23 protein-coding genes and 1 CRISPR repeat array are annotated in these 25207 nt (G+C 24.4%); of the genes, 19 read left to right on the top strand and 4 right to left on the bottom strand.

Translation table 11 applies throughout. The features are described from left to right. Window positions 1–33 precede the first annotated feature (33 nt). The 10 genes from cas4 (at window position 34) to yjeM (HMPREF1092_RS14030) (ending at window position 11099) form a co-directional block, all read left to right on the top strand. The gene (gene cas4 / locus HMPREF1092_RS14075; protein ID WP_002599335.1) at window positions 34–552 is read left to right on the top strand and encodes a CRISPR-associated protein Cas4; all 519 of its coding nucleotides are present in this window, start codon (window positions 34–36) and stop codon (window positions 550–552) included. A 4-nt stretch (window positions 553–556) separates the two neighbouring features. After that, window positions 557–1540, top strand: coding sequence for a type I-B CRISPR-associated endonuclease Cas1b (gene cas1b / locus HMPREF1092_RS14070; protein ID WP_002599334.1), 984 nt, complete (start codon window positions 557–559; stop codon window positions 1538–1540). Further along, complete coding sequence (gene cas2 / locus HMPREF1092_RS14065) at window positions 1541–1801, top strand: CRISPR-associated endonuclease Cas2 (RefSeq protein WP_002599333.1); 261 nt, start codon at window positions 1541–1543, stop codon at window positions 1799–1801. A 189-nt stretch (window positions 1802–1990) separates the two neighbouring features. Further along, window positions 1991–3720: a CRISPR direct-repeat array (repeat unit 29 nt; unit sequence GTTTTAGATTAACTATGTGGAATGTAAAT). A 587-nt stretch (window positions 3721–4307) separates the two neighbouring features. Continuing rightward, on the top strand, window positions 4308–5876 hold the full coding sequence (gene yjeM / locus HMPREF1092_RS14060) for a glutamate/gamma-aminobutyrate family transporter YjeM (RefSeq protein ID WP_002599332.1): 1569 nt from the start codon (window positions 4308–4310) through the stop codon (window positions 5874–5876). 185 nt (window positions 5877–6061) lie between these two features. After that, window positions 6062–6691 carry a biliverdin-producing heme oxygenase gene (locus tag HMPREF1092_RS14055; protein WP_002599331.1) on the top strand — a complete coding sequence of 210 codons (630 nt, stop codon included), beginning with the start codon at window positions 6062–6064 and terminating at the stop codon, window positions 6689–6691. 727 nt (window positions 6692–7418) lie between these two features. Then, window positions 7419–7946 (top strand): ImmA/IrrE family metallo-endopeptidase, encoded by a 528-nt coding sequence (locus HMPREF1092_RS14050; RefSeq protein WP_040414411.1) that lies wholly within the window; start codon window positions 7419–7421, stop codon window positions 7944–7946. A gap of 159 nt (window positions 7947–8105) precedes the next feature. Beyond that, on the top strand, window positions 8106–8516 hold the full coding sequence (locus HMPREF1092_RS14045; protein WP_002599329.1) for an NUDIX hydrolase: 411 nt from the start codon (window positions 8106–8108) through the stop codon (window positions 8514–8516). A 16-nt stretch (window positions 8517–8532) separates the two neighbouring features. After that, a complete protein-coding gene (locus HMPREF1092_RS14040; protein ID WP_002599328.1) occupies window positions 8533–8718 on the top strand; it encodes a hypothetical protein in 186 nt (61 codons plus the stop codon). A gap of 37 nt (window positions 8719–8755) precedes the next feature. Then, entirely contained in the window at window positions 8756–8950 is a 195-nt protein-coding gene (locus tag HMPREF1092_RS14035) for a hypothetical protein (protein WP_002599327.1), read from the top strand. Window positions 8951–9527: 577 nt separating this feature from the next. Beyond that, window positions 9528–11099: a glutamate/gamma-aminobutyrate family transporter YjeM gene (gene yjeM, locus HMPREF1092_RS14030; RefSeq protein ID WP_040414409.1), complete on the top strand. Its 1572-nt coding sequence runs from the start codon at window positions 9528–9530 to the stop codon at window positions 11097–11099. Between the two features lie 651 nt (window positions 11100–11750). Here yjeM (HMPREF1092_RS14030) and HMPREF1092_RS14020 read toward each other — a convergent pair. Further along, window positions 11751–13022: a glycosyltransferase family 39 protein gene (locus tag HMPREF1092_RS14020; RefSeq protein ID WP_002599324.1), complete on the bottom strand. Its 1272-nt coding sequence runs from the start codon at window positions 13020–13022 to the stop codon at window positions 11751–11753. Between the two features lie 337 nt (window positions 13023–13359). On the opposite strand from HMPREF1092_RS14020, the gene HMPREF1092_RS14015 reads away from it, so the two are divergent. The 9 genes from HMPREF1092_RS14015 (at window position 13360) to HMPREF1092_RS13975 (ending at window position 19636) form a co-directional block, all read left to right on the top strand. Further along, on the top strand, window positions 13360–14202 hold the full coding sequence (locus tag HMPREF1092_RS14015) for a Rossmann-like and DUF2520 domain-containing protein (protein WP_002599323.1): 843 nt from the start codon (window positions 13360–13362) through the stop codon (window positions 14200–14202). Next, the gene (panB, locus tag HMPREF1092_RS14010) at window positions 14199–15023 is read left to right on the top strand and encodes a 3-methyl-2-oxobutanoate hydroxymethyltransferase (protein ID WP_040414458.1); all 825 of its coding nucleotides are present in this window, start codon (window positions 14199–14201) and stop codon (window positions 15021–15023) included. Before HMPREF1092_RS14015 ends, panB begins: the two co-directional genes overlap by 4 nt. Before the next feature lie 13 nt (window positions 15024–15036). Beyond that, the gene (gene panC, locus HMPREF1092_RS14005; RefSeq protein ID WP_002599321.1) at window positions 15037–15882 is read left to right on the top strand and encodes a pantoate--beta-alanine ligase; all 846 of its coding nucleotides are present in this window, start codon (window positions 15037–15039) and stop codon (window positions 15880–15882) included. Window position 15883: 1 nt separating this feature from the next. Beyond that, window positions 15884–16273: an aspartate 1-decarboxylase gene (gene panD / locus HMPREF1092_RS14000; protein ID WP_002599320.1), complete on the top strand. Its 390-nt coding sequence runs from the start codon at window positions 15884–15886 to the stop codon at window positions 16271–16273. A 371-nt stretch (window positions 16274–16644) separates the two neighbouring features. Then, complete coding sequence (locus HMPREF1092_RS13995) at window positions 16645–16938, top strand: DUF2089 family protein (protein WP_002599319.1); 294 nt, start codon at window positions 16645–16647, stop codon at window positions 16936–16938. Between the two features lie 2 nt (window positions 16939–16940). Further along, window positions 16941–17195, top strand: a complete 255-nt coding sequence (locus tag HMPREF1092_RS13990; protein WP_002599318.1) for a hypothetical protein — start codon at window positions 16941–16943, stop codon at window positions 17193–17195. Between the two features lie 224 nt (window positions 17196–17419). After that, window positions 17420–18286 (top strand): C39 family peptidase, encoded by an 867-nt coding sequence (locus tag HMPREF1092_RS13985; protein ID WP_002599317.1) that lies wholly within the window; start codon window positions 17420–17422, stop codon window positions 18284–18286. Window positions 18287–18607: 321 nt separating this feature from the next. Next, window positions 18608–19072: a MarR family winged helix-turn-helix transcriptional regulator gene (locus tag HMPREF1092_RS13980; RefSeq protein WP_002599316.1), complete on the top strand. Its 465-nt coding sequence runs from the start codon at window positions 18608–18610 to the stop codon at window positions 19070–19072. Further along, complete coding sequence (locus HMPREF1092_RS13975) at window positions 19073–19636, top strand: cyclase family protein (protein ID WP_002599315.1); 564 nt, start codon at window positions 19073–19075, stop codon at window positions 19634–19636. Window positions 19637–19705: 69 nt separating this feature from the next. Here HMPREF1092_RS13975 and HMPREF1092_RS13970 read toward each other — a convergent pair whose 3' ends face one another. The 3 genes from HMPREF1092_RS13970 to HMPREF1092_RS13960 all read right to left on the bottom strand — a co-directional run bounded on the left by HMPREF1092_RS13970 (window position 19706) and on the right by HMPREF1092_RS13960 (window position 25038). After that, complete coding sequence (locus HMPREF1092_RS13970) at window positions 19706–20998, bottom strand: alginate lyase family protein (RefSeq protein ID WP_002599314.1); 1293 nt, start codon at window positions 20996–20998, stop codon at window positions 19706–19708. Window positions 20999–21244: 246 nt separating this feature from the next. After that, window positions 21245–22903, bottom strand: coding sequence for an alpha-keto acid decarboxylase family protein (locus HMPREF1092_RS13965; RefSeq protein ID WP_002599313.1), 1659 nt, complete (start codon window positions 22901–22903; stop codon window positions 21245–21247). Between the two features lie 215 nt (window positions 22904–23118). Continuing rightward, window positions 23119–25038: a sigma 54-interacting transcriptional regulator gene (locus HMPREF1092_RS13960; RefSeq protein ID WP_002599312.1), complete on the bottom strand. Its 1920-nt coding sequence runs from the start codon at window positions 25036–25038 to the stop codon at window positions 23119–23121. Between the last annotated feature and the right edge of the window lie 169 nt (window positions 25039–25207).

The following is a 25207-nucleotide window of genomic DNA, read 5'->3' as shown; positions in this document are numbered from 1 at the left end:
CATATTATCATCAAATTAAAAAGAGGTGATAATATGGATTTTGAATTTGAAAATTTTAAAGTTCAAGGAGTAAAGTTTAATTATTATTTTGTTTGTAAAAGAAAACTATGGCTATTTAATAATGGAATAAGTATGGAAGAAAATAGTGATAGAGTAAGTCAAGGTAAGCTTATACACGAAAATTCTTATAAAAAGAAAGAAGAAAATAAAGAAAAGCTTATAGACGGACTTATAAAGCTAGATATATTAGAAGAAAATGAAGTAAGGGAAGTTAAAATATCTAGTAAAATGAAAGAATCTGATAAAATGCAATTACTATATTATCTATATTATTTAGATAAGATTGGCATTAAAAGAACTGGAACAATAAATTATGTAACAGAAAGAAAAACTGAAAAAGTTGAACTTACAGAGGAAAATAAAAAATATATAGAAAAAGTACTTGTAGATATTAAAAAGATTTTGAATATGGAAAAACCTCCTGCTAGAATAAAATATCCTTATTGTAAAAAGTGTTCTTATTATGAATTTTGTTATGTTGAGGAGGTTTAAAGATATGGGAAGAGATTATTATATATTTAGTAATGGAAGAATAAAAAGAAAGGAAAATACTATATATTTTATTGATGAGCAAGAAAATAAAAAAGGAATACCAATAGAAAGTATAGAAAGACTACATCTGTTTGGAGAAATAGATTTAAATACTAAATTTTTAAATTATATTTCTAAATACAGTATATTGATAAGTATTTATAATTATTATGGATTTTATAGTGGAACATATTATTCTAAAAAGAAAAATGTTTCAGGATTTCTACTTATAAATCAAGGAATGGCATATACAAATTATTTTAAAAGATTAGAAATTGCAAAAGCTTTTATTGATTCTGCTACACATCATATGCTTAGAAATATAAGAAGACATAAAGATAAAACAAAAGAATATATAAATAAAATTGAGGAAGAGAGAATTATAATGAATAATTCAAATTCAATTGAAGAGCTTATGGGAGCAGAAGGAAGAATAAGAAAAACATATTATGAATCTTATAATGAATTTTTAAAAGAAGAATTTAAATTTAATAGAAGAGAAAAAAGACCTCCAACAGATAAGATAAATGCTTTAATATCTTTTGGTAATAGTCTTATGTATACAACAACTTTATCAGAGATATATAAAACCCAGTTAGATCCAACTATAAGTTATTTACATCAACCATCTACAAAAAGATTTTCATTATCTTTAGATATATCTGAGATATTTAAGCCATTAATAGTTGATCCAATAATATTTACATTAATAAATAAAAATATATTAAATAATAAAGACTTTATAGAAGATAATGGAATATGCTATTTAAGCGAATTAGGAAGAAAAAAGTTTATAACTGAATATGAAAATAAATTAAACACAACAATTAAACATAGAAGTTTAAATAGAAAAGTATCTTATAGATATTTAATAAGGTTAGAATGTTATAAACTTATCAAAGCTGTAGTTGAAGATGAAAAATACAAAGGATTAAAAGCGTGGTGGTAGATGTTTGTTATAGTTGTATATGATGTTGGAGAAAAAAGAGTAAATAAAGTAAGAAAGAAACTTAAAATGAGTTTAACTTGGACTCAAAATTCAGTATTTGAAGGCGAAATAACAGAAAGCAAATTGAATAGGCTAGTTCATGATGTTAAAATGTATATGGAGATAGGAGATTCTCTTTATGTTTATGAAGTTAAAAATCCTAATAATATAAATAAAAAAGTATACGGAATAGAGAGAAATGCAGATACATTATTTATTTAAAAAGTAATTTGCAGTAAACCTAATTTTTATAAATACATTAGAAAAGCATTGATGTTACTTAGCTTAGGTAGGTTTCTTATAGATAAATTAAAAACTTATTAATGGTTTACTGCAAAATAATAATTATTCTGTTAAATAAAATGCTTGAAAATGGCTTAAAATGGTGAGATTTTTATATAAAAAAATAGGGTTTTAGATTAACTATGTGGAATGTAAATAGTTTTCTTATTAATGCACTATTAAGTCTTAATGATGTTTTAGATTAACTATGTGGAATGTAAATCTGTTATAGGATATAATTCATTTACAAATCCATTTTCGTTTTAGATTAACTATGTGGAATGTAAATGTACGCAAACTAATTGTATCGTAAGTTCTGCATATAGGTTTTAGATTAACTATGTGGAATGTAAATACCATTCGTTGAATTTTTCGTGGATTATTTATAAATCGTTTTAGATTAACTATGTGGAATGTAAATTATTTTTCACCTTTATAAGTTTGTCTTACTTCAATTGTTTTAGATTAACTATGTGGAATGTAAATCCAATATTTAATTCCCAAATTCTAAAACTAATCCCCGTTTTAGATTAACTATGTGGAATGTAAATTAATAATATACTAAATACTGGGTATTGTTTTATCAAGTTTTAGATTAACTATGTGGAATGTAAATTTATGGAAGCACAGAATAGATTAGATAAGAATAAATTGTTTTAGATTAACTATGTGGAATGTAAATTGCTCTAAAATCGAAAGAAATAACTTTTACTTCACGTTTTAGATTAACTATGTGGAATGTAAATAAAAAAAATAAGACCAAGCACTTAATCTTGGTCTCGTTTTAGATTAACTATGTGGAATGTAAATGCAGCTTGAAGAAATCTTCTCATTCTGCTACTCAAAGTTTTAGATTAACTATGTGGAATGTAAATATTTTTGTAACCCGATGTAACCTTAAGTAGCCTTTAAGTTTTAGATTAACTATGTGGAATGTAAATTCATCAACTGGAGTCATATCATCATTAAAATTATCATGTTTTAGATTAACTATGTGGAATGTAAATTCTGCATTATAATGAATTAGCATTTTATCTTTATCTGTTTTAGATTAACTATGTGGAATGTAAATAGTACAATTTAAAATAATCCAGGAAGCAGGAACAAAAAGTTTTAGATTAACTATGTGGAATGTAAATTTATTAAGCTCTCTTACTTCAGCTAATTCTTCTCTAGGTTTTAGATTAACTATGTGGAATGTAAATCAATATAATAGTAAATATTAGTTTAAAATTTGGCAAGTTTTAGATTAACTATGTGGAATGTAAATGTTATATAGTCTATCTTTTGTTCCAGTTCTTCTATTGTTTTAGATTAACTATGTGGAATGTAAATTAAATTCTTTTGGTTCATCTTTTATTTTTATATCTTGTTTTAGATTAACTATGTGGAATGTAAATTTAAATTCAATTCTTAGATGTATGGAGATAATGAAAGGTTTTAGATTAACTATGTGGAATGTAAATGAAGAAGTTGAGGTGTTTGGCTTAGGTTATGAAAATAGTTTTAGATTAACTATGTGGAATGTAAATACACTGTTGGTAGCTGATTGGCCATTTTCCAACACAAGTTTTAGATTAACTATGTGGAATGTAAATTTTTATAAAAGGATATGAAGGTTTCGCACCTAATTTGTTTTAGATTAACTATGTGGAATGTAAATAACACTGCTGTTACTTTTGCACCAAAACTTTCTAAAGTTTTAGATTAACTATGTGGAATGTAAATTAGAATAGAAGGAGGTAGGAGGGATTTTCCCTCCTTGTTTTAGATTAACTATGTGGAATGTAAATGTATAATCAAATAATGATAGTATAACTTTTTTATTCAGTTTTAGATTAACTATGTGGAATGTAAATAAAATAGAAAAGCAACTGGCAATTAAAACTCACTAGATTTTAGATTAATTATTAGAATTTTATAAAGAAGGAAAACACGAAATATACAATGAATATGCATAAAATAATATATTTTATTAAAAGCAAGTATACTTAAAGCTAAATCCAAATGATTTAATTAAGTATACTTCTTTCATTTTTATATATTAAAATAAATTTTTAACAATAAAAAATATGAAAAATGAATTTATTAGATTAATTGCTTTCAAAAAAATATTAATAAAGAGTAAAATATTGTATTCTTATATAAATTTTTAAAATGCATTATTATACATAAGGTTATAACTTAAATTAATGATTTAATAAAAAAAATGAAAAGTTTTATTAATATGATTAAAAATAAAAACAAATTAATAAAATAAAAATTTTATAATGCTCTTTTAATAGAATTTTAATTTATGCAGAGTTGATTATTAAATGCATTCAGTATATCATACTAAATAAGAAATTTCTGAACATTTAAAAAAACTTAAGTTTATTTATTCGTAAATATACGAATAAAAGAATTAATTAACGAAAGAAAAAATTAAGAAAGGAAGATGAGGCTAATGAAGGACAATAGTTTAAACAAAGGTGAATATGCAGAAGAGATAGAAGAAAATATAGAAGAGAAAGCAGGAAAAAATAATAAAGTTGCTAAAATTGGATTTTGGTCTTTTGTAGCAATGATATTTATGACTTGCTATGGTCTTGGAAATGGGCAACAAATCTATTATCAAATGGGTTATGCAGCTATTACTTACGTTATTATTGGTGTAGTATTATTTTTTATTCCTTATACATTTATGGTATCTGAAATGAGCTCTGCATTCCATGATGAAAAAGGTGGAATATTTTCTTGGATGAGAAATTCTGTAGGAATAAAATTTAGTACTGTTGGGGCTTTTCTTTGGTATATTTCAGCAGTTATTTGGTGGTTTAGTACTAGTTCTATATGTATCACATTATCAACAATGATTTTCGGTAAAGATGAATCTGAAACTTGGCATTTATTTGGATTAAGTAATACTGGAACAACAGCAATTATAGGTGTTATTTGGTTTATTATAATAGTATTTTTCTGTAGCAGAGGAATAAAGTCAATTTCAAAATTAGCTAATATCTCAATGCTTGTAACAATTCTTATGCACATAATAGTTTTAGGAGGAGGTCTTTTAGTATTCTTCTTAAATGGTGCACATTTCGCTCAACCTTTTGATTATACAGGAATCCATTCTTTATTTATGGGGCCTAACAAATCTTATGATACTCCTATAGCAGCTCTTGCTTTCTTAGTATTTGCTATATTTGTACTAGGAGGAATGGAAGCTAGTGGAGGTCTTATTGATAAAGTTAAAAATCCTAAGAAAAATGTTCCAAAAGCTATGATTCTTTCAGGAATTATAATAGCAATATTATATGTTGCAATAGTAATTATAACTGGTATGGTAATCAATTGGAAAACAACTTTTAGCAATCCAAATGTTAATCTTTTTAATTATGCAATTTACATAGTACAACAACAATTCTTTGAGTTAGGAAGAGAATTAGGAATGTCAATTCCAGCTTCAATTGCATTAGGACAATGGGTAAATAGAATTACAACTTGGGTAACATTTATATCAATGCTTAATTTACCTTTAATGCTATATTATCCAATAAAACAAATATTTGAGGGAGTTCCAGAAGGAATGCTTCCAAAATTCTTAACTAAAAAGAATAAACGTGGAATTACTGCAAATGCTTTATATGTACAAGCTGCAATAATTATTATAGCAATGCTTTTAATAGGCTTTGGAGGAAATGTTGCAAATACAGTTTATAATAACTTAACTTTTATGGTAACAATAACAACTTCAATTCCATGGGCATTTATAGTATTTGCATACATAAAATTTAAATTAAATGACAACATAAAAAAAGAATATCAATTCTTTAATAAAAAATGGGGAGTAATAGTTGGAAGTATAACATTTGTAACTTTAGTTTTTGCAGATGTATTTTCAATAATACAACCATTTATAGAGCATAATTATCAACAAGCTATATGGATTCTTTCAGGACCAATAATATTTGGTTTAATAGGATTTATACTAGCAGTAAATTATTTAAGAAAACAAAAACAAAATTTAATTTAGAAAACTAAATTTTATCCATAGAATAATTTAGATAGATTAAAAAAGATATAAGTATAAGAAAAAATATTTTATGTTAAATAATAATTATTATTAAGATATTATTAATTTTAATAAATAAACTTGATTAGAACAGTCTGAATTGGTATTCTATATTTAAAGAAATAATTAAAGGGTTGGTGATTTAAATGAAAAACTTTTCAAATGAATTAAAGTCTAGAACAAAAAATATGCATAAAGCTTCTGAAAGCACAGGATTTATTAAGAGGCTTCAATCAGGGAAAGCTGATGAGAAAAGTTATGCAGAATACATACTTAATTTACTTCCAGTATATGAAGCAATTGAAAATAGTTTAGATTCATTAATTGAGAATGAAAGAATAGCACCATTAGTTACAAAAGAACTTTATAAATCAGAATTAATTAAAAAAGATATAGAATTTATTTTAGGTGATGAAGCTAAAAATATAGAATTACTTGAATCAACAAAAGCATATGTTAAGAGAATTGAAGAAATGAAAAATAGTAATCCTATTGGAGTTGTTGCTCATGCATATACAAGATTTTTAGCAGACCTTTTTGGTGGAAGAACTTTTGCAGAAATGCTTAAAAATGATTATAAAATCGCAGATGAGGGATTAAATTATTATAACATGGATGGTATTGGTGAAATAATGCCTTATGTTATGGGATACCACGGAAAACTTGCAAAACTTAATTTAACAGACGAAGAAATTGAAAACTTTATAAATGAAGTAGGAAATTCATATATTTACAATACAGGAATTTCAACAGAGCTTGAAGTTAAATTATTTTAATAATAAATAAATATATAAATTTTAAAAAGGTTAGGTCTTAAAGGCTTAATCTTTTTTTATTAAAAATTAATTGAAGATAAACTATGGAATTATTTATTTAAAGAAAAATAATTAATATAAGCTAAAATTATTTATAAATAGATGTATTTAAACAGTAAAATACCTAGCATAAGGGAGAGGGGGAACTCATAACTTATACTAGGTATTTTTTAAGATTAATTTATTTAAAACTTAAGCCTAACTTTACGGTTAGGATTGATGGGGATATGTTTAAATTATTGACCTAATTAAAAAAAATATACACTTTTTCCAAAAAAATTTTTATTAATATTTAAAAGCAATTTTTAAAGTTTTTTATATGAAAATTTACTGATTTTTTAATAAGAGTTTAATTAAAAATAAGACTTTATTTTAACTTGTAAACTAGAAAAACTAAAAATTAAGAACTTTAAAAAATTACAATATTAAATAAGATAGTTATATAATTTAAATAAAAGAATAAATATAAATGTGATGAACTCCTTTAAAGTAATAATATCTAAATAAATTAAGTGAAAAAAGTGGTATCAAAATCGAACTTTTTATCAACTTAGACTGTGCATAATTATAAATTTTATGCACAGTTTTTTTCTTTTTTTAAAATTTATAAAATTAGGGGAGATAAGTATATATGTTTATCATTTTCGATAGTATAATATTAATAAACAATCCAAAGAGGGGTGATATTATGTATACTAAAGAAAAAAGTAATATAGAATACATTGCAAATAAGACAAGGAGATGCTTAAAAATAAAGAGTAATAAAATTGATATTTATTCAGTAATAGATAAATTAGATATTAAATTACAAAAGTCTAATTATGTACCAAAAGCATCATTTGGAAGAATTAAAAGAGTAAAAAATTCCTTTGTTTTAAAATTACCCGCTAACTTAACGGAATGTCAACAACGTATATATATAGCAAAAGAAATTGGACATTTATTGTTACACTTAGGATATAATATAGAAAATAAGGATGTTAGATATACAAGAAAGATTGAATTTGGTAAAATTTCACTATTTGAATTACAAGAGCAAGCTAAATTTTTTTCTTATGCTTTTTTGCTACCTAAAGATGAATTAAAAGAAGTATTAGAAAAAAATATAATTAGCATAGGAGATACGATTAATTATAATTTTGAGACTGTTGCTAAAGAATTCGGGTTAGAAGAAAGATTTGTTAAAGATAGAATAAAACTATTAGAGAGTAAATAAAATTGCATTTTAAATTTTTAAAACTCAATATATAAGTTTAATTTTAGAAAAGGTGTATAATGTATCTAAAATAAGAAAATTATTTTGTTAGTTATAGAAAAACTAAGATTATAATTTTACAAAACTTTAGAATTATTAAATAGCAATATAGGAGAAAAGATGAATAGAGAAACAAAAATAGCATTAAAAGGAATAATAGTAAGAGAAGATAAAGTATTGGTGGCTAAAAGAGCGCTTACAGATAAAATTGGAGCAGGAAACTGGGAAGTTATAGGTGGAAAGCTTGAATTTGGAGAAGATACAGAGACTTGCCTTAAGAGAGAAGTAAGAGAAGAAGTAAATTTAGAAATAGATATTGAAGGAATAATTTATGCAAAAAATGTAGTAATAGATGAAGAAACTCAAATGTTTCTTGTAGTTTATTTATGCAGATATAAAGATGGTGAAGTAAAGCTATCAGATGAGCACACTGATTTCAAGTGGGTAAATAAAGAAGAATTAAAGAAAATAATAAGTCCAGAAATAAGAAAAGATTTTGAGGATAATGAGGTATTTGAGCTTTTAAGCTAAATATAGGAGGCTTAAAATGAGAAAAATAATAATTATTATATTAATCATAGCTGGAATTATAATAGTAGCTCTACCTTCTATGCCAGTTCCGATAGGAAATATAACATATAAAGATTGGACAGAAAGTTTATTAGTTTTAGTAATTACTTTTATATTTATAAAGATAGGTAATAGAAGAAAACATTCAAAGAACAATAGATAAAACTTAATTTGTAAGAAGAAATTTTATGAGGTGAACAATGAAGAAAAGATTAAGGAAACTTTTTTCACTCATAATTTTAATTCTAGTAGTAATATTATTAGTAATATCATATCTTCCTATAACAACAGGGGATTATTCAGTTAAGAAGTTAATATATAGTTTAATAGGGTTAATAGTCATTATAATTATGGGTGTATATGAAAAGAGAATTAAGTTAAGAAAAAAGTTTTAGAAAAGTTGAATCAATTTTGATTCAACTTTTTTTATTATTATATATTTAAAATTATAGAGAAGGTAATAATTTTATTTATATATTAAATAATTTAACACTTTAAATAGATGAATTATTAAATTATTATAAAAAAAAGAAAAATATGTATAAATTATTATATTTATTTGGCAAAAACAGATAATATTTTATAAATGAATAAAAATGCATAATAATATGATTTATTTTGATAAATATATTAACTATGATTTTTAGAAGTTAAAATATTAATAAAGGGTTAATTGAAAAAAAATTAAAATATCTCTTAAAATTTAAAATTTTGATATCCAATACGTTTTTGATTATCGATTTAATAATTAAAAACTTTTATATTTTAAAATAAATTTTTAAGCACAGGTAATGTATAATATACAACTTAGCTTTATATCATGCGTTATAAATTATTTACTTTTAAAGTATTGATTAATGTTAATTTAAAATTTAATATGTGTATAAAGATTTGAAAAAAGTGGGTAAGAATATAATTTTTAAAATTAGGAGCTGATACTATAAATTAAAAAACGGAAGGATGAATGTGATTGTGAACGAAAACAATATGAAAAACGAAGATTATTTAGAAGAAGTAGAAGAAGTATATGAAGAAAAAATAAATCAAAAAGGAAAAGTAGCAAAAGTAGGTTTTTGGTCTTTTGTATCTATGATATTTATGACTTGTTATGGATTATCGAATGGACAACAAGTTTATTATCAAATGGGATATGCTTCTATAACATATGTAATTATAGGCGTTGTATTATTCTTTATACCTTACACTTTTATTGTTTCAGAGATGAGCTCGGCTTTTCATAATGAAAAAGGTGGAATATTTTCATGGATGAAAAATTCTGTAGGATTAAGATTTAGTACTATAGGAGCCTTTATCTGGTATATTTCTGGAGTTATATGGTGGTTTAGTATAAGTTCAATTTGTATAACTTTATCAACTATGATTTTTGGTAAAGATGAATCAGAAACATGGCATATATTTGGATTAAGTAATACTGGGACAACTGCTATTATAGGGATAATTTGGTTTTTGATAATAGTATTTTTCTGTAGAAGAGGAATAAAATCAATTTCAAAATTAGCTAATATATCAATGCTTGTAACAATACTTATGCATATAATAATTTTAGGTGGTGGTTTATTCGTATTCTTTATGAATGGAGCACACTTCCAACAACCTTTCCATTATACTGGAATTCAATCACTATTCATGGGACCTAATAAAGCATATGACAATGTACTTGCAGCACTTGGTTTCTTAGTATTTGCTATATTTGCTTTAGGTGGAATGGAAGCAAGTGGAGGATTAATTGATAAAGTTAAGAATCCAAAGAAAAACGTTCCAAGAGCAATGATTATGTCAGGGATAATAATTGCAATTTTATATATATCAATAATAATCATAAGTGGTATGGCTATGAATTGGAAAGAGACATTTAGTAGCTCAAATGTTAACTTATATAATTATTCAATTTACATGGTGCAACAACAATTCTTTGAATTTGGAAAATGTATAGGATTGTCTAATGCAGCATCAGTTTCATTAGGAGAATGGGTAAACAGAATAACAACTTGGATAACATTTATAGCAATGCTTAACTTACCATTAATGCTATATTATCCAATAAAACAAATGTTTGAAGGAATGCCAAAAGGAATGCTTCCAAAATTCTTAACTAAAGAAAATAAATATGGAATGACTGCAAATGCTTTATATGTACAAGCTGCTATAATCATTGGAGCAATGTTATTAATAGGATTTGGTGGAAATACAGCAAACACTGTGTATAATAACTTAACATATATGGTAACTATATCAACATCAATTCCATGGGCATTTATAGTATTCTCTTATATAAAATTTAAATTAAATGATGATATAAAGAAAGAATATCAATTCTTTAATAAGAAATGGGGAGTAGTTGTTGGATCTATAACATTTATAACATTAGTTTTTGCAAATGGATTCTCAATAGTACAACCATTCTTACAACATAACTATCAACAAGGAATTTGGATAGTTTCAGGACCAGTAATATTTGGTTTCTTAGGCTGGATATTAGCTGAAGTTTATTTAAAAAGAAAAGAGAAAAATCTTATTAAATAATAAATGGATAATTAAATTTAGCTAAAGAAATAACATTTTGATACAAGTAAATGTAGCTTAATTAAATTTCTAAGCAATTTAATTATAAATATATGATATGTCCTTTAAATAGACTTTATATTTATAACTTAAATATAAAGTCTATTTTTTTATTGATTTTTAGCTGTTAATATAAAAAATATACCTGAAATTAATAAAACTAATCGAATTATTAGAAGATAAATTTTGAATTGAACAACTGGAAAAAATGATATGTACATTTCTATTAATAAAAATAACCCAATAAGAATATAACCTAAATTTTTAGTATTAAAAAAACAGTAAATCATCAATAATATTAATAAAATTATTATTAAAAATTTTATCATAAATAGCCCCTTTTATTTTAATATCCTAATTTAATTTTAAAATGATATATACAAATTTATCCAAAGAAATTCAATGAATTATTTGTTAAATTATTTAAAATGATATTAATCTTACCAAGGATAAAAAAGGAAATTTATGATATTTTAATATACATATAACAATATAATTTGATAAATTAGATTAAAAAAATAAATATATTAGGCTTTTCAAAATTAAAAATATAAATTGTGTTTTAAGCAGTAATTATAATATTAAAAAAAGCAGTCAATAAAGACTGCTTTTTTATTCTTTTAATTTAAATCCATTTAAAGCTGTTAAGATAAGTGTCCATGAACATACAAAAGAGTATCTAGATTGTCTCTCTGTTAGCATATAGAAACCTATAAAGCCTAAAAGGATTAAGTAAATAAACATAACTTTTCCTTTTTGTTTTGAATTCTTTAAATTAAATATTCCTTTTACTGCAAATACAAGTATAAATATATAATAAAGACTTATTATTATATATGATATTGTTGCTATAACTACAGCACTAGGAGCTTTTAAAGCACTTTCTCCTGCATTATTTAATACTGTCCATCCATAAGCGCCATAATCTCCAATTCCCCATTGAAGGAATGTTTTTTCAGCATAGAATTTAATAATTTCTGGTATGCTGTGGCTTTCAAATCTTTGTTTTATTAATTGCATTGATTTTTCAGTAGTAAGCTTTGCATTAAAATGACATTCACTAGGAACTTTGGCATCTTCTACATTCCAAGCACCTAAGGCTTCAAAGTTAGTTCCTTTTAAAACAGTTGTTATAGAAGGCTCAGCAGGTTGCCAAATTTGGTTTTGTAATATATCTGCTTTTACTAATATATTACTAAGAATAACTGTTGGTAATGCGCAACCTATAATAAGTATTATAAAGGCTAATAATTTTATTAAATATTTTTTTCTTTGAAGAATTAGCTTTTTTATAACAAAATAAATTAAATATGCTATAAAAAAGATTATTCCAACTGGTCTAAAAAGGTCTCCAAGTGATAAAAATATACCACTTAAAAATATAAACAGTATACTATCTGTATCAATAAATTTAATAAAGAAATAAACGCTAACTAAAAAGAAAGGTATAGCCATATGTTCAGCCATAGTTTCACTACAATACATTATAAATGGTGGAAATATTGCTATTAAAAATGCACCTAGTTTTGCTAAGTTTTTATTGTAAATTTTTTTTCCAATAACATAAATCATGTAAACTACAAAAGTTTCATATACTACATTCATAAATTTTATTAAGAATAATGGGTTATTTGTTATCTTAAAAAATAAAGAATAATATAAAACTGTTATACTATCATGTGGGAATAAGTTAAAATAGCTTAAACCATGAAATGCAGCAAAGTTTCCTTCTGCAGCAAGTTTTCCTGTTTCGTACATAAGTTTAAAATCAGATGTTGGGACTGTTTTAATAACAAGAATCCATATAAGTCTTAAAACAAAAGCCAAAATCAATATCTTTGGTAAACTTAAGTTGTTTTCAATATAATATCTTAATTTTTTCATTGTAATTTCCCCCAAACGTCGAAATACCATAAAATTATATAAAAAAAATTTTAATAAATAATCAATAAAATATGAACTGGTAGAGAATTTAATCTTAAAAATAACTTTAGAATATACTTCTAAAATAAATTTACAACTAAATAAATATATAATTGATAATGGCGTAATAGTTTTAAAATATTTTAAAATATATTAGGCTTAACGTATTTGAAATTATTTCTATAAATTGGTATAGTTAAAAATGGATGGCATATTTTTTAGCTATACCTTTTATATTTTTAAAAATTTTTATAGAAAACTTTATAGGTGATATTGCACTCATTAGGAGGTGATAATCATGAAAATAGGGTTTATAGGTGGTGGAAAGGTAGGCTTTTCACTAGGAAAATATTTAAAAGAAAATAATTTTGATGTAGTAGGATATTTTAGTAAAAATGTAGACTCAATTAAAGAAGCTGCAAATTTTACAAATACAAAAGAATTCTATTCATTAAAAGAAATATTATCAGAAAGTGATATTTTATTTATTACAACTACAGATTCAGAAATAGAGAGTGTGTGGGAAAATCTAAAAAAGTTATCTATAAAAAATAAAATCATTTGTCATTGTAGTGGAGCATTAAGCTCTGAGATTTTTAAAGGTAGAGAAAATTACAATGTCTTTGGATATTCAGTCCATCCATTATTCCCAATTAAAGATAAATATGAAAGCTATAAAAGCTTAAAAGATGCAGTTTTTACTGTTGAAGGTGATGAAACATATATAAATATAATAATTTCTATGTTTTCTTCTATAGGAAATAAAGTAAAAGAAATAGATAAAAATGATAAAGTTAAATATCATAAAAGTGCTGTATTAGTAAGTAATTTAGTTTTAGCTTTAATTTCTATAGGTGTAGAGGAATTAGAAAGTTGTGGCTTTAATAGTGATGAAGCTTTAGATTCTTTATATCCTTTAATAAAAAATAATATTAAAAATATTAAAGAAAAAGGTTTATATGAAGCTTTAACAGGTCCTGTAGAAAGAGGAGATTTAGAGACAGTAAAAAAACATTTAGAAGCTTCAACATGTGAAAATAAGGATATTTATAAGCTTTTATCAAAGAAGTTATTAGAAATTGGGAAGAAGAAAAATGAAAATAAAGATTATAAAGAGATGGAGGACTTTTTATGCAAATAAAAAATACAGCAGTTACATTTAAAGAAAGTAAAGGACATGAAAAATTATCTATGCTTACAGCTTATGATTTTGGGACAGCTAAGCTTGTAGATGAAGCAGGAATTAATGGAATATTAGTAGGAGATTCTTTAGGAATGGTTATGCTTGGCTATAAAGATACTTTAGAAGTTACTATGGAAGATATGATTCATCATAGTAAGGCAGTTTCTAGAGGAGCCAAAAATGCTCTTGTAGTTACAGATATGCCTTTTATGTCTTATCAAACTTCTGTTTATGATGCAGTAGTAAATGCAGGTAGACTTATAAAAGAGGGAAAAGCACAAGCTGTTAAGCTTGAAGGAGGATTAGAAGTAGTAGATAAAGTTGAAGCAATAGTAAAAGCTTCTATTCCTGTTATGGGGCATATAGGATTAACTCCTCAATCTATAAATCAAATTGGTGGATTTAAAGTTCAAGGAAAAAGTGAAGAAAGTGGAAGAATTCTTATAGAAAGTGCAAAAGCTTTAGAAAAAGCAGGAGCATTTGCTATAGTTTTAGAATGTGTTCCAAGTAAACTTTCAAAGATTATTACAGAATCAATAAATATACCAACTATAGGAATAGGTGCAGGAAATGATTGTGATGGTCAAATTCTTGTATATCAAGATATGCTTGGAATGTTTTCAGGATTTAAACCTAAGTTTGTAAAAAGATATTCAGATATTGGAGAAGAAATGAAAAAATCTTTTATTGAATATGATAAAGAAGTAAAAGATAAAGTTTTTCCAGGAGAAGAACATGGATTTAAAATAAGTGATGAAATAATAGAAAAATTATATTAAAGAGGTTATAGAGATGAAAATTTTAAAAAGCATATCAGAAGTGAGAAGAGTAGTAAACAATAATAAAAATAAGCAAATAGGCTTTGTTCCAACTATGGGATTTTTACATGAAGGACATTTAAGTCTTATAAAAAAAGCTAGAGAAGAAAATGAATTAGTATTTGTAAGTATTTTTGTAAACCCAACTCAATTTGGTGAAAATGAAGATTTAGATAGTTATCCAAGAGATTTAGAAAGAGATTCAAATCTTTGTTTAAATGCTGGAGTAGATTATATATTTTTACCAAATGCAAATGAAATGTATGGAGAAAATTTTTCAACTTTTGTTCAAGTGGACAAGCTTAGAGAAGGACTTTGTGGAAAGAGCAGACCTGTACATTTTAATGGAGTTTGTACAGTTGTAACAAAATTATTTAATATAGTTAAGCCAAATAAAGCATATTTCGGTGAAAAAGATGCTCAGCAATTAGCTATAATAAAAAGATTAGTTAAAGATTTAAATATTGATGTAGAAATAATAGGATGTCCTATAGTTAGAGAAGAAGATGGACTTGCTAAGAGTTCAAGAAATTCTTATCTTTCAGAAAGAGAAAGAATAGAGGCTAGAGTTTTAAGTATGGGATTAAAAAAATGTAAGGCTCTACTAGAAAGTGGAGAAAGAGATGTACAGGCTCTTAAAAAGGTAATTGAAGAAGAAATAAATAAAGCTGAGTCTTCAAAAATTGATTATATTGAAATAGTAGATAGTGAGTCATTACAAGAAGTTGAGACAGTAAAAAATAAAATATTAGTTGCAATAGCAGTATTTATAGGAAAAACAAGACTTATAGATAACTTTACTTTTGAGGGGGAAAAATAAAATGCAAATAGAAATGTTAAAAGGAAAAATTCATAGGGCTTGTGTTACAGAAGCAAAACTAAATTATGTGGGAAGTATTACTGTTGATGAAGATTTACTAGATGCAGCTGGAATATTAGAATATGAAAAAGTGCAAATAGTAGATATAGATAATGGAATGAGATTTGAAACATATACAATAGCAGGAGAAAGAGGCTCAGGAGTTATGTGTTTAAATGGAGCTGCTGCAAGATGTGTACAAGTTGGAGATAGAATAATTTTAATGGCTTATTGTATAATAGATAATGAAAAAGCTATAAAACATAGACCAAAAGTAGTATTTGTAAATAAAGAAAATAAAATAGAAAAAATAACTTCATATGAAAAGCATGGAGAAATAGTAGATATTTAAAATAAAAGATTTAAATAAAAAGAGCAGAGTGTAATAAAAATATTCACTCTGCTCTTAAATTATATAAACTAAATCAATAAATTACTAAATAAATTAAAAAAAGAACCTATAGATAGCTTGTACACACTTAAAGGCTCTTTTTATTTAAACTTTATAAAACTGGCTAATATAATAATTTTTATAATATTTATTATACACTATTATCCATTAAAAGGGAATATTGTTTTAAAAAGTAATTAAAATTTTGCGAAAGTTTTTATCTATAGTATTCTATTTAAAAAATAAAATTTTAATAAAATTACATAAAAGTTTAATATTAACTTTAATATTGTTAAAATGATATATTAATTATATTAAAGGAGGTAAAATAAATGTCTATAGAAATTGTACCAGAATGGATGGTTAATTTAGAAAAAGAAGATATTATATTTATGAAAAAATTTATATTATCTTCAGGTTCTCTTAAAGAGGTAGCGAAACAATATGATGTAACATATCCAACAGTAAGATTAGATAAGTTAATACAAAAGATTAAATTAAATGAAGATAATACAAATGATTCATATATAGCATTAATAAAAAGGCTTGTTATAAATGAAAAAATAGATTTTGATACAGCAAAAATTCTTATTTCAGAATATAAAAATAATAAAAAGGAGTCATAATTATGGATGGTAATACAAGTTCGGTTTTATTTGTATTAGTTTTAGTTAGTTTTATTCATTTTATAATAGTTCCAATCATCTTATTTTTTGTTGAATATATTTTAGCTAAGAAAGCTTCGAAATTTGCAATTATTTTACCCACTATAACTTTATTTATTTCGATTTTTTTAGGAGCATTTTATATATTAATAAGTGCTATTATGTTTTTAATATGGTATTTAGTAAAGAAATCAGTAGAAAAAAATTATCAGAAATAGATAAAATGAATATACAAGATTTAGATTGAATTTTCTTAAAAATAAAATTAAAAGCTAGATTTAATTGGAAAATCTAGCTTTTTTTATTTTTAAAGGATAAACTATTCATAAATAAAAAGGGAATTGTAATAATAAATTACAATTCATAAGAAAGAGATATAGTATAATTTAAATGTTACAATTAAAAAAATTTATCAAATTAATACTTTAAAGGGTGATAAATAATGAAGAAAAGCAAAGGAATAATCACAATATTAGCGGCTATTGTGATAATGATAGTAGGAGCAATATTACTTTTCTCTCCTGCAAAGAAAAATAGTGTATTATCTAATAATGTAAAAATAAGAAAAGATATAAAATTAAATACTGAAATACCAAAGAGCGTTTATGATTCAAAAAAATTGTACATAAAAATTCTTTTAAAAGAGGATAGTAATCCTAAGATAAAAACAATATTAGCAAACTTAAATCTTTACCCAGAATCATTAGTAAAACTTGCTTCATACAATAAAGCAGCACTTGACTTTGTTTATGATTATCCATTTGAAGCAGAATATTATCAAAATAAAAAAATTGATATTAAAAGCTATTATGAAAAAGGAAAAATACCTTTATTTTTACAATGGGATAAGCAATGGGGATATGACAAGTATGGAGATAACTATATAGCAGTAAATGGTTGCGGACCAACAGCTCTTTCTATGGTTATTGTAGGTCTTACAGGAGATACAAGCATAAATCCTAAGGTTGTAGCTGATTATAGCGAAAGCAAAGGAGAATATGTAAATGGAGAAGGAAGTAAGTGGACAATGATGATTGATATTCCAGAGCATTTTGGAGTTGAAGGAAAAGAAATTCCACTTATAAAAAGTAAAATAATTGATGAACTAAAAGAGGGAAATCCTATTATAGCTGCTATGGGACCAGGAGTATTTACTAAAACAGGACATTTTATTGTTTTAACTGGAATAACAGAAGATGGACAAGTAATTGTAAATGACCCTGATAGTAAGGTAAATAGTGAAAAAACTTGGAATCTAAATTTAATTATGAAAGAAACTAAAGACCTTTGGGCATTTAAAAAAATGTAGAAGTATAATAAATTAATATAAAATATATCTTATGATTTATATTTAATCTACAAAAAAGCTAGCATTATTGCTAGCTTTTTATTTATTTATAAAGAAAAGAAGTATTAATAGAGATGTGTAAAGAAAAAATTGATAACTATTTTTTTATTAAAATTTATTTCTAATAGAATATAGAAATAATGAAGTAACTGTTAAAAATAATTAAAAGTTATTCTCAATTATTGATAATAAAATTTTTATATAGTATTATACAAATATAGTACGAAATACGAACTATTCTGCTTTAGTACTATTTTATAAATTTATTTAAAGGAGGTAAAAGTGGAAAAAAATATAGATAATCAAATATCAGAATTGAGTAACATATTTCATGAATTTTTAGTTTTTAGAAAATATCTAGAATTAGAAAAAAGATTTAGTAATCTAAATAAATTCAGTGTTAATGAAATTTCAATAATAAATATGTTAGGGCATAATGATAATGTAATATTGAAAGATATAATAGATGTTATTAAAGTTCCTAAAAGTACATTAACAGGTTTAATTAATAAATTAGAGAAAAATAATTTAGTTAAAAGGGTTATAAATGATTCAGATAAAAGGTCTTATAAATTAGAATTAACTGAAAAAGGTATTGAAATAAGTAAAGAGCATGATGAATTTGATAAGTTTGTCTCAAGTGAAATGCTTAATAGTTTAAGTGATTATGAAGAGAGACAAGAGTTTATAAAATTATTTAGAAAAGCAGTTAATAATGAAAAGCGTAATGCTAAGGAGGAAAAATAGATGTTAATAGATTTAAGTTTAGAAGTTACTAAAAAATATATGGATTTAGCTATGAAATTTGGGAAAATGGAGCATTTAGGACATTTAGGAACTCACTTTGATGTTATGAATAAAAAATTCCCATTAGAATATACAAATAGAGATGCTATAGTGTTTGATGTTAGCAGTGTAAAAGATAGAGATATTGAAATACCTGATATTGATATTACTAAAGTAAAAGAAAATATGTTTGTAGCTTTTTATACAGGATTTATATATGAAGCTGAATATGGAACAGAAAAATATTTTAAAGAACCTAGAGAGTTATCAAAAGAATTAATAAAAGAATTAGTAAAAAGAGGTGTTTCTATTATAGCAATTGATTGCTGTGGAGTTAGAAGAGGAAAAGAACATGATTGGGCAGACCAATATTGTGCTGATAGTAATGCATTTGTTATAGAAAACTTATATAATTTAGAAAAAGTTTTAAATGGAAAGAAATCAGAAGAATTTAAAGCAAATACATATCCAGTAAACTTTACAGAACTTACAGGATTACCTTGTAGAGTAATAGCAGAAGTATAATATTTAGTAAAATATATTATAAAAACTGTTGCAAAATTTTTTAGAACAATTTTGCAACAGTTTTTTTATTTAGCTAGAAAGTCTAGATTCTAAAATTAAATAAGATATTCCTTTAGATTCAGATTTATATTTATTTATTGTTTTTAAATATTCAGGATTTTTATAATGGTCATAAGCTAATGCTAAATATTTTATAAATTCTCCATTATCTTCTTCATTAACATTTTTTCCTTTTATATTTTCATATGGCCATTTTTCTTTTCCAAGTAAATAGTTATTTAAATAGTCTAAGGCTTTTTCTATGCTTCCACCATATGTTGATTTATAATCCCAAATAGGTATAGATAGTTTTTCACCTATATTAGCAAGGGTTATGAAAGCTTCAAGGTTATATTCTGTATAATCAACAGATTTTGTTCTAATTAAAGCAGATGGAATTTTTCCGCTATTCTTTATTTGAGGAAAAATGCTATAAGGTCCAACTGCTTCTAGGGCCTTTATAGTTCTTTCTTTATTTCCTGCAAAAGCATTAAATAAAGCCAATTCAGCTTGAAGCCATGTTCCATGATTATCAATTCTAAGCATATCAATATTTCCTTTACTTGATTTTAAAAGCCATTCTTGGAAGTCATTAAACCATGCTTTTAATCCATTAAGGTCTTTATTAGTTAATGCATTTGAACCTTCTAGTAAATAAATATCATTTACTATTTGTATAAATGGAACAGCAGAAATCATTGTAGAATTATTAAAGAAATAAGTTTTTCCTGAATTAGTAACAAAAATTTCTGAATATTTCATATTAGGATTCATTTTAGTTGAACTATTTAAAAACCAAGCATTTAAAAAATCAACTGCTTTTTTTGCATAAACTTCTTTACCAGTTAAAGTATAATCAATAGATAAAGTATTTACGGCAGAAACTAATTTTGCAAGTCTTTGTGAATCAAACTTAGATTCATCTAATCTTTCAGGATTATCAACTCCATCTTTTACAATATATCCAGTTTTAGTGTTTGAATCATTATAAAGATAAGGTGTCATAGAAACAAAATCATGTTTAGTTTCACCTGATGCAATTAAATCAGTTTTATCAGTTACAGATGGATAGTTAGTAGTATTTAATAGGTTGTTACCTTCCTTTTCTAAAGTCTTAATAGTATCTTGAATTTTAGGAGAAGGATTGTCATATAAAGATTTTATGGCAGATTTATTGTATTCACCTTTAAAGTTTTTAAGATTTACCATTAATTTAGAATTAATTTTAGATTTTGAAGTGCTTTGGTATCTAAAAAAATATCCTCCAATAAAAGAAAGTAAAATAACAACAATAAAACTAATTATTATGTAAAATTTTTTCATTAGATTAAGACCTCCTTATAAAATTTATAGTTTAATAGTACTATCCTTTAATGAAAAATAGTTTAAACATATTTATAAAGATTTGTTAATTAAAAAATTCAATTTATAAATAAAAGAGGAATAACTATGTTTAGGTTTAAAAAATAAAAGTGTATAAATAGAATAATTATTTAAATATATTTTTAATGTATATAAAAACTGCTTTAGTTTATTTTTAAAGCAGTTTTTTTTATTTATAAATTTATTTTAGTATCCATTAACTTCTGATAATAATCCACCAAGTCTTATAAGTGAATTTGGAGCATCTTTACTATCCATTACAAGTTCTATAAAAGCAAGTTTATCTTTATTTTTGTTAGCAAGGTCTATAGCTTTAATTAAGTCTTCTTCTGTTTGAACCTTACAGGAAATTGACTTTTCTTTATTTAAATCAAATATATTTACAAGGTTTTTATAGTCCCACATATTTATTTCATTATATTTTCTTTCTGGTCCATGTATAAGTTTTTCAATTGTATATCCATCATTATTAATAACAAATATTATTGGGTGTAAATCTTCTCTTATCATAGTTGATACTTCTTGACCTGTTAATTGAAATGAACCATCACCTATAATAAGTATATTTCTTCTATTTTTATCTGCCATTTGAGATCCTAAAAGTGCAGGAAGTGTATATCCTATAGAAGCCCATAAAGGTTGCCCTATGAATTTAGAGTTTTCAGGCATTCTAACAGAAGTTGCTCCTGAAAATGAAGTTCCTGTTTCAGCTAAAAGTATATCTCCTTTTTCTAAAATACTTTCTATACATTGATAGAATCTTTCTTGTGTTAGTTCTTTATTTTTTTCAGGTATATATTTTATAGCTTTTTTAGGCTCTACTTTAAATTTATGTTTAAAGTTAATATCATTATTTAAAAGAGCGTGTAATACATCCTTCATTAAAATATTAGCATATATTTTTTCTCCAATTTTTGCATGTAGTGCATGTATTTCTACAACTGTTATATTTTCATGTACTAAGTTAAAGCAAGCTGTAGTAAAGTCGCTAAGTTTAACTCCAAAGAAGAATGCTACATCTGATGTATTCATAGCTTCTTTTACTGAATCAGAGCTTAAAACTCCATTATAAATACCAACGAAATTATCACAATATTCATTAACAGCACTTTTACCCATACTTGTTGTACTTACTGGAAGTCCTGTAACTTTAACAAAATTTCTAGCTTCTAAACTAAGATTACATCTATCTACCTCATAATCCGCAAGAACCATTTCTCCTTTAGATTTTGAAACTAATTCTTTTACGTCTTTTATAAATTCTTTTAGTGTTTCTTCATTAGTTTTAACATCAATATTTAATTTTTCTCCTGAAACTTCTATTTCTGTATCAACAATATCAAAAGGAAGACCTATATAAACAGGTTTTTTAGTTATATAACATTCAGTTAATACTCTATCTATTTCTCTTTCTGCATTCATTTCACTTAAAATAGTTTGAGCAGATGTAACTTCTCTAAACATATTGTAGAATTTATAATATTGACCATCTCCTAAAGAGTGGTGAACATATTTTGAGCTATTATTCATAATGCTCATTGATGGAATACCTGTAATTTTAACTATTGGAACATCTTCTGCATAAGCACCAGCTATTCCATTTATAGCACTAAGTTCCCCAACTCCAAAAGTTGTTACTAATGCTGACATACCATTAACTCTTGCATATCCATCAGCTGCATAAGAACCATTAAGTTCATTACAATTACCAACCCATTCAATTCCGTCCATGTCTTCAATGTGGTCTAAAAATAACAAGTTATAGTCTCCAGGGACACCGTATATATGTTTTACATTAAACTCCTTTAATCTTTTTAATAAATAATCTCCTATTGTTATTTTCATTTTTATTACCTCCATTTTATAAAACTTTAATATTATATCTAAGTAAATTTATTTGTTATTTTAAAATTAATTAAGTACAACTTTTATTAAAAGTTATAATTAATTTTTACATTGATATTTAAAGCATATTTTGTGCCAACTTTAAAAAACAATTAGAAATAGCTTAAAATCTTTTATTTTTTTAAGAATATAAAAAAAATACGATACCAAAAGTATCAATTATGAGACTTTTGGTATCGTATTTGAGATTTTTTTCTCATATAGCTTGCTCTACTGATTTCAAGCTTATCTAAAATGTCTTCCATTTTATAACCATCTTCTAAAAGTTTATTTATAATCTTAAATTCAACTTCTTTTATTATTTCTTTTAAACTATTATTCATATTAATTTTTAGGCTATATTCTTTTTCATAATTTCCCATGCCATCTATAAAAGATTTATAATCTATATTATCCATATCAAAATCACTAAATTCTACCATTAGTGATAATCTTCTAATTACATTTTCAAGTTCTCGAATATTTCCTCTCCATGCATAATTACTTGGACATTTTTTAATAATTTCTATTACTTCTTCTTTATTAAAAACTCCAAATCTATTTAAAAGTTCCTTTGAAATTAAAGGTATGTCAGCTCTTCTATCCCTTAAAGCAGGTACACTTATATTAAAAACATTTAATCTATAATATAAATCCTCTCTAAATCTACCTTTTAAAACCTCTTGCCTTAAATCTTTATTAGTTGCACAAACTATTCTAATATCAATAGGTGTTATTTCATTACTTCCAACTCTCATTATTTCTTTCTCTTGTATAACTCTTAAAAGACTAGCTTGAAGGCTTAAAGGAAGTTCTCCAATTTCATCTAAAAAAATAGTTCCCCTATGTGCAAGTTCAAAAAGACCAACTTTTCCTTCTTTTTTAGCTCCAGTAAATGCGCCTTTATCATATCCAAAAAGTTCGCTTTCTAGTAAATTTTCATTAATAGCTCCGCAATTTACAGCAACAAAAGGCCAATCATGTCTATCACTTTGATTATGTATACTTTGTGCAAATAGTTCTTTTCCAGTTCCTGATTCTCCATAAATTAAAATAGTAGCATTTGTCTTAGCATATTTCATTGCCATCTTTTTTATCTTTTCCATATTTTTATCTTTAGTTATGATGTTATCAAAGTTGTATTTAGCAACAAGACCTTTTTTATGATTATTATTCCTTATTTTTCTTTCTAATTTTTGAATAGTTGAAGCTTTATCAAAAGAATTAACTCTTCCAATTAAAGTGTCATTTATCTTTATTTCTATAGTGCTTGTTGCAACCATCTTTCCATTAATATTTATAATTCCATCACTGGATAATTCTGTTGAGTTTTCAGATATACCTAAAATATTTGTAATATTTTCATCTAAAATTTCTTCTTTATTTACATTTAAAATTTTTGCTGCTTCAGTATTACAAATATTAATTTTATTATTTATATCTGTTACAATAATTCCTTGTTTTATAAAGTTTAAAATAGTATTAAGTTTTACGTTTTTTTCAATTTCTTTTTTTCTAACATTAAAAATATTTATAGCATCTTCAATTGCTTTATTCATAGCTTCATCACTAGACTTTAACAATATACTTTTAAGAGATAAGTTCTTACTATATATTTCAGTACATCCGCCACCAACAACTAGATTGCCTCCAAGTTCTTTAGCTTTTTTAAGAGAATCTTTAATATCTTCTGGAATAATATATTTTATTTGTAAAATATTTTTTTTTAGCTTAAATATACTTTTAATTTCTTCTAAATCAAAAACATCTTTATAATAAGATAAACAAACTATTTGAGTATTATCATTTATTTCTATGTCATTTATAGCTTTAATTAAATCAAAATTAGTTATCTTAATATCAACAACGGGAATATTTGTATTTTCTCTAATAAAACTAACACTTGAACCACCACTTAAAAAAACATCAGTAGTAGCTTCATTTTCTTTTATAAATTCCTTAATTTCTTGTTTATCATTAATAGTCTTTGCATTAATATTAATTCTTTTGTCTTTAAGATTATTAAAATAATCAGCCATCTCACTATAAGGAGACACAATACTAATATTAATTTTTTCATTATTTAAAACTTCCAAATTATCACCTATTCTTTTTAATATAAATTATATTTTATATAGTTAAGTGTTATTAATTTTACTATATTATTTATTTAAGTATTAGTAAATGTGATATATAAGATTAATATTACTTAAATATATTTTACGTTAATAATTTTTACAATTTAAAGCTAATAAAATGAAAAAT

The organism is Clostridium thermobutyricum, from assembly GCF_000371465.1.
In the GTDB taxonomy this organism is placed as follows: Bacteria; Bacillota; Clostridia; order Clostridiales; family Clostridiaceae; genus Clostridium; species Clostridium thermobutyricum.
Note: the sequence above shows the minus strand (reverse complement) of the source record. Positions and strands in the feature narration are given on the sequence as shown.

Coding starts and splice junctions, on each gene's coding strand:
- cas4 (WP_002599335.1), top strand. CDS start 34: ATGGATTTTGAATTTGAAAATTTTAAAGTTCAAGGAGTAAAGTTTAAT.
- cas1b (WP_002599334.1), top strand. CDS start 557: ATGGGAAGAGATTATTATATATTTAGTAATGGAAGAATAAAAAGAAAG.
- cas2 (WP_002599333.1), top strand. CDS start 1,541: ATGTTTGTTATAGTTGTATATGATGTTGGAGAAAAAAGAGTAAATAAA.
- yjeM (WP_002599332.1), top strand. CDS start 4,308: ATGAAGGACAATAGTTTAAACAAAGGTGAATATGCAGAAGAGATAGAA.
- HMPREF1092_RS14055 (WP_002599331.1), top strand. CDS start 6,062: ATGAAAAACTTTTCAAATGAATTAAAGTCTAGAACAAAAAATATGCAT.
- HMPREF1092_RS14050 (WP_040414411.1), top strand. CDS start 7,419: ATGTATACTAAAGAAAAAAGTAATATAGAATACATTGCAAATAAGACA.
- HMPREF1092_RS14045 (WP_002599329.1), top strand. CDS start 8,106: ATGAATAGAGAAACAAAAATAGCATTAAAAGGAATAATAGTAAGAGAA.
- HMPREF1092_RS14040 (WP_002599328.1), top strand. CDS start 8,533: ATGAGAAAAATAATAATTATTATATTAATCATAGCTGGAATTATAATA.
- HMPREF1092_RS14035 (WP_002599327.1), top strand. CDS start 8,756: ATGAAGAAAAGATTAAGGAAACTTTTTTCACTCATAATTTTAATTCTA.
- HMPREF1092_RS14020 (WP_002599324.1), bottom strand. CDS start 13,022: ATGAAAAAATTAAGATATTATATTGAAAACAACTTAAGTTTACCAAAG.
- HMPREF1092_RS14015 (WP_002599323.1), top strand. CDS start 13,360: ATGAAAATAGGGTTTATAGGTGGTGGAAAGGTAGGCTTTTCACTAGGA.
- panC (WP_002599321.1), top strand. CDS start 15,037: ATGAAAATTTTAAAAAGCATATCAGAAGTGAGAAGAGTAGTAAACAAT.
- panD (WP_002599320.1), top strand. CDS start 15,884: ATGCAAATAGAAATGTTAAAAGGAAAAATTCATAGGGCTTGTGTTACA.
- HMPREF1092_RS13995 (WP_002599319.1), top strand. CDS start 16,645: ATGTCTATAGAAATTGTACCAGAATGGATGGTTAATTTAGAAAAAGAA.
- HMPREF1092_RS13990 (WP_002599318.1), top strand. CDS start 16,941: ATGGATGGTAATACAAGTTCGGTTTTATTTGTATTAGTTTTAGTTAGT.
- HMPREF1092_RS13985 (WP_002599317.1), top strand. CDS start 17,420: ATGAAGAAAAGCAAAGGAATAATCACAATATTAGCGGCTATTGTGATA.
- HMPREF1092_RS13975 (WP_002599315.1), top strand. CDS start 19,073: ATGTTAATAGATTTAAGTTTAGAAGTTACTAAAAAATATATGGATTTA.
- HMPREF1092_RS13970 (WP_002599314.1), bottom strand. CDS start 20,998: ATGAAAAAATTTTACATAATAATTAGTTTTATTGTTGTTATTTTACTT.
- HMPREF1092_RS13965 (WP_002599313.1), bottom strand. CDS start 22,903: ATGAAAATAACAATAGGAGATTATTTATTAAAAAGATTAAAGGAGTTT.